The organism is Pedobacter africanus (assembly GCF_040548825.1).
In the GTDB taxonomy this organism is placed as follows: Bacteria; Bacteroidota; Bacteroidia; order Sphingobacteriales; family Sphingobacteriaceae; genus Pedobacter; species Pedobacter africanus_A.
The window spans coordinates 291,059-304,653 of sequence record NZ_JBEPSL010000003.1; the positions used below are offsets into that span (position 1 = coordinate 291,059).

General features: G+C 44.6%; 15 protein-coding genes. 9 read left to right on the plus strand and 6 right to left on the minus strand.

The window, feature by feature from the left end; all coding sequences use genetic code 11:
• The first annotated feature begins 25 nt into the window (after positions 1–25).
• The 3 genes from dnaN to ABIE26_RS16890 all read left to right on the plus strand — a co-directional run bounded on the left by dnaN (position 26) and on the right by ABIE26_RS16890 (position 2,729).
• The gene (gene dnaN / locus ABIE26_RS16880; protein ID WP_310143953.1) at positions 26–1,150 is read left to right on the plus strand and encodes a DNA polymerase III subunit beta; all 1,125 of its coding nucleotides are present in this window, start codon (positions 26–28) and stop codon (positions 1,148–1,150) included.
• 80 nt (positions 1,151–1,230) lie between these two features.
• Positions 1,231–1,941, plus strand: coding sequence for a DUF4397 domain-containing protein (locus ABIE26_RS16885; protein WP_310143955.1), 711 nt, complete (start codon positions 1,231–1,233; stop codon positions 1,939–1,941).
• A 95-nt stretch (positions 1,942–2,036) separates the two neighbouring features.
• Entirely contained in the window at positions 2,037–2,729 is a 693-nt protein-coding gene (locus ABIE26_RS16890; RefSeq protein ID WP_310143958.1) for a DedA family protein, read from the plus strand.
• Here ABIE26_RS16890 and ABIE26_RS16895 read toward each other — a convergent pair.
• From ABIE26_RS16895 to ABIE26_RS16910, 4 genes are read right to left on the minus strand one after another with little or no spacing between them, the layout of a single operon-like run.
• Positions 2,726–3,595 carry a zinc dependent phospholipase C family protein gene (locus ABIE26_RS16895; protein ID WP_354376154.1) on the minus strand — a complete coding sequence of 290 codons (870 nt, stop codon included), beginning with the start codon at positions 3,593–3,595 and terminating at the stop codon, positions 2,726–2,728. The genes ABIE26_RS16890 and ABIE26_RS16895 overlap by 4 nt on opposite strands.
• Positions 3,596–3,634: 39 nt before the next feature.
• Entirely contained in the window at positions 3,635–5,485 is a 1,851-nt protein-coding gene (hscA, locus tag ABIE26_RS16900; RefSeq protein WP_310143964.1) for a Fe-S protein assembly chaperone HscA, read from the minus strand.
• Positions 5,486–5,497: 12 nt separating this feature from the next.
• Positions 5,498–6,565, minus strand: a complete 1,068-nt coding sequence (locus ABIE26_RS16905; RefSeq protein ID WP_310143965.1) for a DUF3810 domain-containing protein — start codon at positions 6,563–6,565, stop codon at positions 5,498–5,500.
• Positions 6,565–7,899: a dihydroorotase gene (locus ABIE26_RS16910; protein WP_310143968.1), complete on the minus strand. Its 1,335-nt coding sequence runs from the start codon at positions 7,897–7,899 to the stop codon at positions 6,565–6,567. The genes ABIE26_RS16905 and ABIE26_RS16910 overlap by 1 nt, the downstream gene beginning before the upstream one ends.
• 73 nt (positions 7,900–7,972) lie before the next feature.
• Here ABIE26_RS16910 and ABIE26_RS16915 point away from each other — a divergent pair, with 73 nt between their 5' ends.
• Genes ABIE26_RS16915 through ABIE26_RS16930 form a run of 4 tightly spaced genes read left to right on the plus strand, consistent with a single transcriptional unit; the run spans position 7,973 to position 10,348 of the window.
• Positions 7,973–9,304: a DEAD/DEAH box helicase gene (locus ABIE26_RS16915; protein ID WP_310143971.1), complete on the plus strand. Its 1,332-nt coding sequence runs from the start codon at positions 7,973–7,975 to the stop codon at positions 9,302–9,304.
• 13 nt (positions 9,305–9,317) lie between these two features.
• Positions 9,318–9,596 (plus strand): hypothetical protein, encoded by a 279-nt coding sequence (locus ABIE26_RS16920; RefSeq protein WP_310143974.1) that lies wholly within the window; start codon positions 9,318–9,320, stop codon positions 9,594–9,596.
• Positions 9,596–9,931: a gliding motility protein GldC gene (gene gldC / locus ABIE26_RS16925; protein WP_084237149.1), complete on the plus strand. Its 336-nt coding sequence runs from the start codon at positions 9,596–9,598 to the stop codon at positions 9,929–9,931. Before ABIE26_RS16920 ends, gldC begins: the two co-directional genes overlap by 1 nt.
• A gap of 3 nt (positions 9,932–9,934) precedes the next feature.
• Positions 9,935–10,348, plus strand: coding sequence for a hypothetical protein (locus tag ABIE26_RS16930; RefSeq protein ID WP_310143977.1), 414 nt, complete (start codon positions 9,935–9,937; stop codon positions 10,346–10,348).
• 3 nt (positions 10,349–10,351) lie between these two features.
• On the opposite strand, the gene ABIE26_RS16935 is transcribed toward ABIE26_RS16930, so the two are convergent.
• Positions 10,352–10,867 carry a DUF421 domain-containing protein gene (locus ABIE26_RS16935; RefSeq protein ID WP_310143979.1) on the minus strand — a complete coding sequence of 172 codons (516 nt, stop codon included), beginning with the start codon at positions 10,865–10,867 and terminating at the stop codon, positions 10,352–10,354.
• A gap of 3 nt (positions 10,868–10,870) precedes the next feature.
• Complete coding sequence (locus ABIE26_RS16940; protein WP_310143983.1) at positions 10,871–11,368, minus strand: methylated-DNA--[protein]-cysteine S-methyltransferase; 498 nt, start codon at positions 11,366–11,368, stop codon at positions 10,871–10,873.
• 102 nt (positions 11,369–11,470) lie between these two features.
• On the opposite strand from ABIE26_RS16940, the gene ABIE26_RS16945 reads away from it, so the two are divergent.
• Positions 11,471–12,856 carry a polysaccharide lyase 6 family protein gene (locus ABIE26_RS16945; protein ID WP_310143985.1) on the plus strand — a complete coding sequence of 462 codons (1,386 nt, stop codon included), beginning with the start codon at positions 11,471–11,473 and terminating at the stop codon, positions 12,854–12,856.
• A gap of 28 nt (positions 12,857–12,884) precedes the next feature.
• A complete protein-coding gene (locus ABIE26_RS16950) occupies positions 12,885–13,547 on the plus strand; it encodes a heme exporter protein CcmB (protein WP_310143989.1) in 663 nt (220 codons plus the stop codon).
• Positions 13,548–13,595: the final 48 nt, after the last annotated feature.

Here is a 13,595-nt window from a genome sequence, read left to right on the forward strand (position 1 = left end):
TTTGAGAACTGACTAGATCATAACTATGAGATTTATTGTATCCACATCAACGCTTTTAAAACATTTGCAAACAGTTAACGGTGCCTCGAGCAGCAGCACTGTTTTGCCTATACTGGAAAATTTCCTGTTTGAGATTAAGGAAGGGAATTTAACGATATCTGCTACCGATTTACAGACCAGCATGACCACATCTTTAGCGGTTGAATCCAAAGAGGGCGGGAAAGTAGCTGTGCCAGCCAGAATATTATTAGATACGTTGAAAACATTACCAGATCAGCCTATTTCGTTCAACATAGACGACAGCACTTTCTCTATTGAGATCAGCGCAGGTGATGGTAAGTATAAACTGAGCGGAGAGAATGGAGATGATTTTCCGAAGATTCCTGTTGTTGAAAATGCTTCTTCAGTAAATTTACCGGCATCTGTTTTAACCGAAGCCATTACCAAAACTATTTTTGCAGTGAGCAGCGACGAATTACGTCCGGCCATGACGGGTGTTTTTTGCCAGCTTTCTGAGCAATACATCACTTTTGTGGCAACAGATGCACACAAACTGGTAAGGTACAGGCGTATGGACAGCAAAGCAGATAAGAGTTCGTCTTTTATCCTGCCTAAAAAAGCCCTGACTTTATTAAAAGCAGCATTGCCTTCAACAGACATCAATGTGTCCGTTGATTACAATGCAACAAGTGCCTTCTTTAAATTTGAGAACATTAATCTGGTTTGTCGTTTGATTGACGAGCGTTACCCGGATTATGAAGCAGTTATTCCTGCCAATAATCCAAATAAACTGGTAATCGACAGGGCGTTATTTTTGAATACCCTGCGTCGTGTGGTTATTTTTGCCAATAAGACAACGCATCAGGTAAGGTTAAAGATCAATGGAAGTGAATTGAACATCTCCTCTGAAGACCTTGATTTTGCCAACGAAGCACATGAACGTTTGAGCTGCCAGTATGAAGGTGAAGACCTTGAGATCGGCTTTAATGCGAAGTTCCTGATCGAGATGCTGAGCAATTTAAGCGGAGAAGAAGTGACACTTGAGCTATCCAGTCCGAACAGGGCCGGCTTACTGATCCCTCAGACCAATAATGAGAATGAAGATGTACTGATGCTGGTAATGCCGGTTATGTTAAACAATTACAACTAATTTTATAAACAAAATAATGATAAATGGCTTGGTTTTTGACCGAGCCATTTTGTTTTTGACCGAATAAAAAAATAGAAGATATGAAACCAACATTTTTATTGTCCTCAAAGGCCTGGATGGCCTTTGCGATAGCCGGCGTTAGTGCTGTAATATTATTAAGCTCTTGTAGTAAGAAAAATGACCCACAGCCGGAGCCTGTTGGCGAGGCCAAGGTGCGTTATGTGAATACAGTTCAGGGTTCATCTTCACAGGACTTTTATGCCAATGCAACAAAACTAAATACTACTGCAGTAGCCTATGGAAGTGCTTCCGACTATTTTGCCATTACTTCGGGCGCTAATTCTTTTAAATTTACAAATGCAGGAAGTACTACCGCCAATGCAGAATCGCAGGCTTTTAATATCCCTATTGGTGTTAATGCCTCGGTTTTTTATTATCAGAGTACCGGCGGACAGCTGGGAGTATTTGCTGTGGGAGATGATATGACAGCTCCGGCAGCCGGTAAAGCTAAGGTGAGATTTTTTTACATTAATAGCTTCGCAGGTACAAATGGTACAGTAAGTGTCTCTCAGGTAGGTCAATCTACAGTGCTTATTCCTTCTTTGGCTTATGGTGATATTGGTACTACTTACAACAGCGTTGATCCAGGTGCCAAATTTACTTTAACCGTAGGAGGGGTGCTGAGCCCGAACGTGATTGATGGCGGTATCGTAGCTGGTAAAAACTATACCATATGGATTGATGGTACTTCTAACGTGAATGTCACAGGTCACGTGATCGTTCAAAACTAATTTGGATTGCCGAACAGATATTATGACAATTCTATTCACAAAAATATCATGGTTATTGCCATGATATTTTTATTTTTGGGCTTAATTTAAGACACTTGGAATTTTTTAGCTTTATAGTTGACTTCCTGTTGCATATTGATAAGCACCTGGAAGAGATCATCAGAGATTACCGTAACTGGACTTACGCCATTCTTTTCTTAATCATTTTTGCCGAAACTGGCTTTGTAGTAACCCCATTTTTGCCCGGTGATTCTTTGTTGTTTGCCATGGGAGCATTGATTGCCGGTGGAAATACAGGACTGAACATCTGGGTAATGATGCTGCTGCTGATTGCCGCCGCCATTCTGGGTAACTCCCTGAATTATAAACTGGGCGGATATTTTGGTGTTAAGGTATTTAAACCCAATAACAAAATCCTTAAATTGGAATACTACAACCAGTCGCACGAGTTTTTTGAGAAACACGGTGGAAAGGCCATCATATTCAGTCGTTTCCTGCCTATTTTCAGAACAATAGCCCCATTTGTTGCTGGTATTGCCAAAATGCCTTTTGGCCGGTTTACCCTGTTTAACGTAATTGGCGGTGTGGCCTGGATTGCAAGTCTGCTACTTGCAGGTTATTTACTTGGACAAATTCCCGTGGTAAAGAAAAACTTCGACATTGTGATTGTTGTCATTGCCGTAGTTACCTTCTTTCCGGCCATATTTGCTGCTGTTAAATCTAAGTTCAACAAAAAAGCAGTTGTGAAAACTGAGGAAGTGCTGACCGAAGAGGAGAGGGTGAGCTAGTTCATTGCGCTAAGTTCAGGCTGTCCGGCATCTATCCATGCAGAATACCAGTAAGAACCAATAGCGAGAATGGAAGCACGCATCTGCCTTTCTATCATATTGTTCAACCCTTTATGATATGCTTTTGAGTAAGCAAGAGAATATTGTCTGCTTACCAGGTTATTTCTTTCCGCATAGCTGTATTTTCTATAGGCAGGGAAGCTGGCGTTTAGTGCGGCTTCGAAACGGAGCACCGTATCTACCTTTTTATGGGTATTGCTGATTATCCTCCAGGCTTCTTTTAATGGGTTTTCAATATAACCTGCTGACCCCACTACATAGTTGTAATTTTTCGCAAACAGTTCGGGTAGCCTGCTTTCCCAAAAGGCGTTTATGCCCGTCTGATTGGTCAGCTGCCCGTCGTGATTTTGAGTGGTATGCAAGGGCACATGTGCATCTGCAAGATAATGACCTATGTAGGCGGAGTAAATCAATATTTTAATCGAATCGCGGTTTTTGAAGGCATTGACCAGCTGAAAATAGCTTTTTAGAATTTGCCATGGAAGCGTTCCATTCGCATTTAATTTCTGTAACCCATACCTGTTTACTGCATCCTGCCAACGATGCGGAATGCTGTCAATATTTGCCTCGTAACATTCAACGTCGAGATAATGCCTGGCTGCTTCGGCTGTATCTGCATACCTGCGTTTATCCGGGTCTACCGCATGATCTGCAAGGTATTTGATATTCGCTTTATAAAAAGAGTTGATCCCCGCAGGCAAGGTAAAAACGGCCAGGTGGTTGATGCGCATATGGGCATAAAAGCCCCAGGAGCTGCAGAGCAGCAATACCCCGCAAAGGCTTACCCTAATAAATGTTGTCTTCATTATGGTAAACGTATGCAAACAGGAGTATTGCCTGGTTATTTATTCAATACTTTTTCCCTTCATGGCCGAAGAAACTGCTACGTCCATTACCCGCTCCGCAAAAGGACGTGTAAATTCGTTCAGTTCATCTGTTTTTTTAAGGATAACATCCTTTTCCGGATGGGATAAGGCTGCTTTCAGCGCTGCGATGTATTTTTGTGTCTCCGAAATTTCTTCGGCTGTAAGGTATACTGCATGTTTTTCAACGAAACGTTCGGCAGTATAGACCAGTTGCTCACCCTCGCTGCGGGCTTCGATGAGCATGCGCTGTTCCACATCGGTTTTGGCATGGGTAATACTGTCTACCAGCATCTTTTCTACCGTATCGTCTGTAAGCCCGTAACTGGGTTTTACATCTATTTCCTGCTTAACACCGGAACGAAGTTCAATAGCCTGAACAGTGAGGATCCCATCGGCATTGAGTATAAAATTGATGTCCACTTTCGGCAGGCCCGCAGGCATAGCCGGAATTCCTTTCAGGTCGAACTCTGCCAGTTTCCTGTTTTCCTTCACCAGATCGCGTTCGCCCTGGAAAACAGAGATCTTCATGTTTACCTGTCCGTCCAGCGATGTGGTGTATTGCCTGCCTGCCTTGGTTGGTACTTTGGCATTTCTTGGAATGATCACATCCATCAGACCGCCCATGGTTTCGATACCCAGCGAAAGCGGGGTAACATCGAGCAGGAGAATATCGGACCGGTTTCCGGCGAGGATATCGGCTTGTATGGCTGCACCAAGGGCAACTACTTCATCCGGGTTGATCTTATCGTGCGGTTCGCGGTTAAAGAAGGCAGCCACCTGCTGTTTCACGTAAGGTGTGCGTGTTGAGCCACCTACCAGCACCACTTCATCAATGGCGGTAACATCCAGTCTGGCATCGGCCAGGGCCTGCTTACAGGAGTTAATGGTTTCCGCTACCTTGGCGGCAATCAGCTGTTCAAAGGTTTGCCTGTCCAGCGTACACCAGATTTCACCCAGTTTTTCGTTAAACAGGTTTTGCGTGGTTAAAGCTTTCTTGGCTTCTTCGGCCTTTAAGCGGAGCGACTGCATCAGGGCTGCAGTAAGCGTTGCTGTATTGAGTTGGTTTTTTTCTATCCAGTAATGTACTATGGCACGGTCGAAATCATCGCCTCCTAAAAAGGTATTGCCGTTGGTAGACAGGACTTCGAAAATCCCGTTTTGTATCGCCAATATGGAAACGTCAAATGTTCCGCCACCCAGGTCATACACTGCAATGGTTTTTTGCTGGCTGGGGTCGAGGCCTAATCCGTAAGCCAGACTGGCAGCCGTAGGTTCGTTAACAATCCGCAATACATCTAATCCTGCTAAACGGCCTGCATCACGGGTGGCCTGACGCTGACTGTCATTAAAATAAGCAGGTACTGTAATTACAGCCCTGTTTACAGGGGTTTTCAGTGCATGCTCAGCCCGGCCTTTCAGTTCTTTTAAAATCTCGGCCGAAAGTTCTATGGGTGTATAAAATTTATCTCCTGCTTTGATCTTTACCAGCGCGTCGTTTTCGTCGTCAATAATTTTATAGGAAAAAGTATCCTGATGTCCGGCTACATCTTTGTAAGAGCGGCCAAGTAAACGTTTTACAGAAAATATGGTATTTTCAGGATCTGTAACCAGGAATTCTTTGGCTTCATTCCCAACAAGGGTATCGCCTTGTTTGTTGAAATGCACTACAGAAGGCACCAGAAGCCCTTTACCAGTATCATTAATGACCTGAGGGTTTTTATCCGGATTGATGAAGGCCACGAGGCTATTGGTAGTCCCTAAATCAATTCCAACGATGATCTCTTCTTTTTGCAGTGAACCTGTAGCCAGGTTAATGGATATTTTTGCCATAGTGCGGCAAATTTACAAATCTTTTTTATGGATATTGTAAAGCCAAAGTACTATATCCTGGTAACTGTCGGTTCCTTTGGGCTGGTTGTTCAGTTTTAAAAACCTGTCGAATGCCAGGCCGAAATAGCGGTACATGTCGCTGTTGTACTTCTGCCAGAAATCCCGGTCGTTTTGAATGTCCTTTAAAGTTACGGGATTGATCATTTTATACAGCCTTTCATAATCTTCAGGCGACTTGATCCTGATCTCGAAGAGAATGCTTTTGAGCATATTGTAAGCCGCGGAGTACTTAAAATCGGGTTCATCACTATTGATGGCGGCAAGGTAACCGATCAGGTTGGCCTCATCTTCGCGGGCAACACCCAGCTGGTGTGCAATTTCATGGCAGGTTACAAATGGAAGAGAGGTTTCGGGTAAAAGCATATTTACATTGGCTTCGCCGGAAAGCGGGCAATAATAGCCCTCTATCCCTATTTTGGTAATGACCCAGCTGTTCAGTACCGGTTTAACGGCAGGAGCGGGGTAAGCAAAAAAAGAATGGCGCTGCCGCATCTTATCATAAGCCTTTTTTGCATGGTCCTGCAATTGGCTAATGTTGTAATCGGCCCTTTTGATGCGCTGCAGCTGGTTTAACCGGCCAATGAAATACCTGCCCAATGCCACCAGTTCGGTGGTATGGTACTTTTGACTGCCAATGCCCAACTGCCTGGCCACAGGAATGCGGGAATAATTAAGCCCCCAGCAAAGTTTGAAAACCAGGTAGAGGAGCAATATAAAATTCAGCACCTGCAAGGGAATGTTCAGCCGGTCAGACTGGCCTAAGCGTTTTTGCACAAACTTCCTGTAGAAAAGGTACAGGCTACGGAGGATATACAAAATCAGCAGCAGGTACAGGAAGTCACCCAGTGCAAAAGGAACCAGGCTGCTGATGAACCGCTGAATTACCGCGGTAACCGGGTAAAGACCATGGGCATACAGCCGCTCAACTGCATGCGGAAAAAAGCCAAAAACATAAACCAGCGCAGATAAGGTAAACAGCACTGCAAACCGCCGGAGCATAGGTTTGTGGGCTGGGTTCATTATCTGTTAAAGGCCAGGCGTTTTCCGGTTTCCTGTGTGGTGAACTTCCCTTTCTGGTAAGCCAGGTTGCCCGATACAATGGTATGTGTAACCTCGGCTTTGAAGGTTTGTCCTTCAAAAGGCGACCAGCCGCATTTGTACAGTACATTCAGTTTGGTTACCGTAAAAGGATCATTAAGGTTTACCAGCACCAGGTCGGCCCAGTAGCCTTCCCTGATGAAGCCCCTTCTGTCCATATCGAAACAGGTAGCTACGTTATGGGCTGTTTTCTCAGCAATTTGGACCAGCGAGATTTTGCCCTGGTGGTACATTTCGAACAGTGCCGGTAAGGCATGCTGTACCAATGGCCCTCCCGAAGGTGCCTGTAAATAAGGCTGTTGTTTTTCTTCTATGGTGTGCGGGGCATGGTCGGTAGCAATCACGTCTATATGTCCGTCCAGCACGCCCTGCAATATACCAGTTTTATCTGCTGCGGTTTTAACGGCGGGGTTCCATTTGATCCAGTTGCCCTTGATGGCATAGTCGCTGTCATCAAACCATAAATGGTGTATGCAGGCTTCGGCCGTTATTCTTTTGTCCTTAAGCGGGGTTTTGTTGTCGAAAAGTGCTACCTCACGTGCTGTTGAAATGTGGAGGATGTGCAGCCGGGTCTGGTACCTTTTGGCCAACTCAACAGCCAGTGATGAGGATTTATAACAGGCTTCTGCACTACGGATCAGCGGGTGCATATCGATAGTGATGTTGTCGCCATACCTCTCCTTATAGGCGGCCAGGTTCTGCTGTATGGTGTGTTCATCTTCACAATGGGTAGCCACCAGCATAGGGGCTTCTTTAAAGATATTTTCCAGTACTTTTTCATTGTCAACCAGCATGTTTCCGGTAGAAGAACCCATAAATACCTTAATGCCGCAAACATTTTTAGGATCTGTTTTGAGTACCTCTTCCAGGTTATTGTTGGAAGCGCCCATGAAAAAAGAGTAATTGGCCAGCGACATTTCGGAGGCGATGGCATATTTGTCGGCCAGCAAATCCTGTGTAAGTGTATTGGGAACGGTATTGGGCATCTCCATAAAAGAAGTGATGCCACCGGCCACGGCGGCCATACTTTCCGAAAAAATATCTGCCTTATGCGTTAAGCCCGGCTCACGAAAATGCACCTGGTCGTCAATCATTCCCGGAAACAGGTGTAAACCTTCAGCATTGATCTCCTGATCTGCTTTTATATTAATTTCAGGTGCGATCTTTTCAATAAAGCCCCCTTTAATGAGTACGTCTGCAACAGTAATTTGCCCCTCGTTTACTACAGAGGCAGCTTTTATCAGAATGGTGTTCATGCCTCCAAATCTATGTTTTTAGGGAATAAGGAGCAAGGATAAAAGATAAAGGAATTCCTTACCTTTGCCCGATATGGCGAAAAGCTTTGAAGAATTTAATTTAAACAGGCAGATTTTAAACGCTGTGGCCGATGCGGGCTTTACCCACGCTACCCCTATACAGGAAAAAGCGATTGCACCTGTGTTATCGGGACAGGATATTTTTGGCATTGCCCAGACGGGTACAGGAAAAACAGCGGCTTATGTTTTGCCGATACTGATGCAGTTAAAGTATGCGCAGGGCGATTCGGCACGTGCGCTTATCCTGGCCCCGACCAGGGAGCTGGCCATGCAGATTGCCGAGCATGTAAAGCTGTTCTCAACTTATACTGACCTGCGTTCTGTGGTTATATTTGGGGGCATCGGCCCTAAAGCACAAACGGAGCAGATCAAAGCCGGCGTAGATATTATCATTGCTACACCAGGCAGGTTTTTAGACATTTACCTGGCGGGTCATATCAATACCCAGTACTTAAAGTTCCTGGTATTGGATGAAGCCGATAAAATGATGGACATGGGCTTTATTGGCTCCATACACCGGATTTTGGAAATAGTACCGCGGAAAAGACAAAACCTGTTGTTTTCGGCTACCATGAGTAACCTGGTGCAAAAAATTGCGGGGGACTTTTTAAAGCACCCAACCATTATAGAGGTTGCCGAGCAGGCCACACCTGCAACTACCGTTACCCAATCGCTGTATGAGGTGCCTAATTTCAAGACCAAAATCAACCTGCTGCGTTTCCTGATGGAAGACAATGAGGACTTCAAACGTGTCATCATCTTTTGTAAGACCAAAACGGTTGCCGACAATATTTTTAGTTTTATTGAACGTCGTTTTGGGGAAGATGCGGTGAGGGTGATCCATGCCAATAAAGGCCAGAACACAAGGATCAATTCCATCAATGCTTTTAAAGAAGGGAATATCCGGGTGCTGGTAGCTACCGACGTGGCATCCAGGGGAATTGATGTATCGGAGGTAAGCCATGTCATTAATTTTGATGTGCCTATTGTAATTGAAGATTACGTACACCGTATTGGCAGGACCGGCAGGGCCTATAGTGAAGGTGATGCCTTGACTTTTTGCAGCCCGGCCGAGAAATATTACATTCAGAAAATAGAAAAACTGATCAGACAACAGATTCCTGTTGTACCTTTGCCGGCCCAGGTTTTTGTAGAAGATACCCCTTATGAAGAAAGACAGGCCATAAACAGGGCCATAGATGATCAGAAGCGTAAGGAAGACCCGGATTTTAAAGGTGCATTCCACGAGAAAAAACATGCAGCTGCAATAGCCGCTGCGGCGAGGGCGTCCGTGAAAAAAACAAACAAGCAGCCGGCCTGGAAGAAAAAGAAGTTTAAAAAGTAAAGGTTAAAAGGAATTGAAAATAAAGCTGACGCCACTTAACATTGTTTCGGCCATAGGCCTGGTTACTGCGGTAGTGTTGCTAACGGGTAAAAATGAAGCACATAAGCCTGGTTATGTTGACATGACCGGTTGGGCCATCACTTTTGGTTTTCTGATCTTTGTGATCGCCTTTATTTCAGACCTTATCTTTAGAAAGTTTATACCCGAATTAAAAAAAATATGGGTTGTGGAAGGTGTACTCGTCATTTTCACAATCTTATTGATCTATATATTAAAAGTCAGTTTACTATAATGAAACAAGCAGAAATCAAAATCACGGTTCAGTTAGACGATAATAATGTACCGGATAATATCCTTTGGGAATCTACGGATGCCGAAACCAAAGACCAGGTACCTGTAAAATCGATGATCCTGGCCCTGTGGGACCATAATTATAAAAATTCAATGCGCATAGATCTGTGGACCAAAGATATGCCTGTTGATGAAATGAAAAGGTTTTTTTACGAAACCCTGCAAACCATGGGCGATAGCTTTTTGAAAGCTACAGGAGAAACGCTGATTGTAGAGGATCTGCGCGACTATTGTGCGCATTTTGCGGATAAAATGGGCATTAACCCTAAGGGATAAGCCATGAAAGTACAGGGAATTGTAGGTGCTGCGCTGATGGCAGCAGGAGGGATGTGCCCATTGGTGCGTGTTCCTATTTTAGGAAACTGGAATTATTTTGAGGTAGACCAGACGCTGGCCATTGCTTTTTATGTACTGGTGACCATAGGCCTGATTGGCGCTTTTACCGAAAAAGCCGGGTTGGTAAAGTTTGCCGGATGGGCAGGCATTGCTTTGGTACTGCTCAGTCTGTATGGCATCCATTTTAAAACACAGGATTCATTTGGCTTTCTTCATTTTAAAAAGCTGGTCAGTTTCGCATCCGGATTGGTAAAATACAAATGGGGCTGGTTTGTGATCCTTGCAGGAACGCTGATCATGATCACGGTAAGAAAACCTAAGGCTGTGATTGTAGAACAGGGCTATAAGTTGGCTTAGTGATCAGTTCAGGTCGCCCAGCGATTTGTGTTTTCTTTTGCGTTTGTACTGACTCTGTTTAAGGTGTTCATCGCCGGTAATGATGCTGATGTTGCCATCGGCTTCCATAATCGCCAGTTTAACATCTTTATATTTTTCTACTCCATGCTCGCGGATAGCTTCACGTAATTCTTCATTGGTGATGCCCAATTTGCTAAGCATGGCGAAATCCAGGTTGCCATTGTGGATCAGGATTTCAGGCTTCTCTGTGAGCAGGCTCCGGAACCAATGGCTTTTGAACATCGCTTTTTTGAGCGCAAAATTGAGGATAAACAGCACTGCGGCGGCTACAAGTCCGCCCAGTAAACTCGTATTGCTGCCTACCATGGCATTTTGTACCGCGTTGCTGATCAGGAGAATTAAAACCACATCTGTGGTGTTGAGCTGGGAAAGTTCTTTTTTACCCGTTAAACGGATGGCCACCAGCATAAAGGCATAAACAGCCAGGCTTCTAAGGGTAATGTCGAGGTATGCATTCATCTTTTAGAATTTTAAGGTCATCTGTCCTTGCTGACTTACAGACCGTTCGTGGTCCAGCAGCCATTGTTTGCGCCACAGTTCCCCGGCATAGCCGACCAGTTTTCCATTGCTGCCAATTACCCGGTGGCAGGGCACTACTATGGCCAGATCGTTCTTCCCATTTGCAGCAGCGATAGCCCTTATTGCAAGAATGTTATTTTGTTGTTCGGAAAATTTTAAATAAGAAATGGTCTTGCCGTAATCAATGGTGCAGAGTGCCTCCCATACGCCCTGCTGGAAGGGAGTTCCCTTTTGCGAGAGGGGGAGAGAGAAAACCTGCAGTGTGCCTTCAAAATAAGCACTGAGCTGCGCTGCCGCCATTCTCGAAATTTCATTCTCCGGTAAACCCTTTGCTTTATCCGCTTTATCTTTAAAGGTGATGCTGTTTACGAATTCATCATCGGCAAAGATGCTGACCTTGCCCAGGGGGCTATCCAGGATGGTACAATATTGATGCGTCATTGCTATTTAAATTGCCATTATAATACAATAATATGAATATTTAGTTTACAATATCTCCATAAAGAAGGCCTAACTTCATCCGGTTACCAGAAACACCCGATTATGAAATTAAAACATACCGCCTTTCTTTTTATTTTATGGCTATTTAGCCCTGTTGTCCTGTTTGCACAAACCATTACGGTTAACTCTGTTCCGGAATTGCAAAAGGCTATTGATAAGGCGGTTGCGGGGAACCTGATTGTTTTGAAAAATGGTGTATATACAGCTGATGAAGACATTGTGGTGAAATGTGCGGGGACTGCCGGCAAGCCCGTTACCATCGCTTCGGAAAGCATTGGAGGAGCAGAAATAAAAGGTGCCGGAGGGCTCCGCATTCAGCGTCCGGCTGCGCATGTCATCATACGCGGATTTAAGTTCAGCAATGCAGCCAATAAAAACGAGATAGGGGAGGGAAGCAGCTTTAGCCAATGGACCCGGAATATTTTTGAAACAAAAGGCGATGGGAATTACCTGAGTATTGTTGGTAACGACCACGAGGTTGACCACAATACCTTCCAGAACAAGAATTCTATGGGTAAATTTATTGGTGTGAGGGGGACTGGGAAACAGATTGCCGAACGCCTGTGGATCCACCACAATTATTTCCATAATTTTTCGCAGCAAACCGGAAACGGGGCAGAGGCTGTTCAGTTTGGTCTGAGCGGGTTCAGTTTGTCGAACAGCAACAGCATTTTTGAATACAACCTGTTTGAAAACTGTGAAGGAGAAAATGAATTGTTGTCTGTAAAATCTTCTGCGGTAACCATACGTTTCAACACCATTCGCGATTGTAAGGCACAGTTTACCTTGCGTCATGGTAATTTTAACAAAGTATATGGCAACTATTTCAACAATACCCCGGGCTTAAGGATTTTCGGTGATGACCATGTGATCTATAGTAATTATTTTGAGCACTGTAATTCGGCCATAAACATAGGCAATGGTGGTGCCGAAGTGGCCGATGGTGCCCCGCTGACCTCACATGATCGTCCGGACCGGGTATTGATTGCTTTTAATACCATGGTTAACAATAAGAGCAACATCACTTTAAATCCCAGAACGCCGATTGGCCTGGGTGCTATAGACATTACCATTGCCAATAACCTTATCCAGGGTGGTGATGAAGCTGCCGCGATCAAAGGGCCATTTGCGAACCCTAAATGGGAAGGCAATGTGATCTTTAATGTCAAAGGGCCGGGAAATATGCCTGAGGGCTCTTTTAAAACCATAGACCCAAAGCTTCAGCGTGATGCTACAGGCATTTATCACCTTTCGGCGGCGAGCCCTTCTTTAAATGCTTCTGGTAATTATCCTGCGGCAGGGGTTGATATGGACGGACAAACGCGTACCGTACCTTTTCAGGTGGGCGCCGATCAGCCATCAAAGGCCAAAGTAACAGCAAGCGTTTTGAAACCGGAGATGGTTGGCCACAGGGCCGATTTGAAATAACAGATCATTAAATTACCTTTGCGGCTGAATGAATTTACTAAGCCAGGTAAAATATCTGATCAAAAAGGAACTGCTGCTGGAGTGGCGCTCAAAATATGCCCTGAACGGTGTGTTGCTGTATGTGGTATCCACCGTGTTTGTCTGTTTTCTTTCTTTTGTAACTGCAGCGCCCATTACCCTGAATGCCTTGTTCTGGATCATCATGCTCTTTGCCTCTATCAATGCCGTGTCAAAAAGTTTTTTACAGGAAAGCAGGGGAAGGCAGCTGTACATTTATACCATAGCCAGCCCCATAGCGCTCATCATCTCTAAAACAATTTACAATATCCTGCTGATGATGGTGCTGACCCTGATTGCACTTTTTTTCTATTCGCTGGTGTTTAAGTACGAACCGCAGGACTTTGGCTTGTATATTCTGGCAACCATTCTGGGAAGCCTGAGTTTTTCTACGGTTTTTACCATGGTATCAGCCATTGCTTCCAAAGCAGGAGGTAATGGGAGCATGTTGATGGCTATCCTGAGTTTTCCGGTGATTATCCCGGTAATTATTGTGTTGATCAAGCTTACTAAAAATGCCATAGACGGCCTGGATAGGAGCGTAAGTATGGACGAAATAGGCCTGCTGCTGGTGATCAACGGCCTGGTAGCAGCAGTAAGTCTGCTGTTGTTTCCTTATTTATGGCGCGATTAGGGCATTTACATCTTTATGATAAAAATGCACAGTGCAGTGCTTATATTT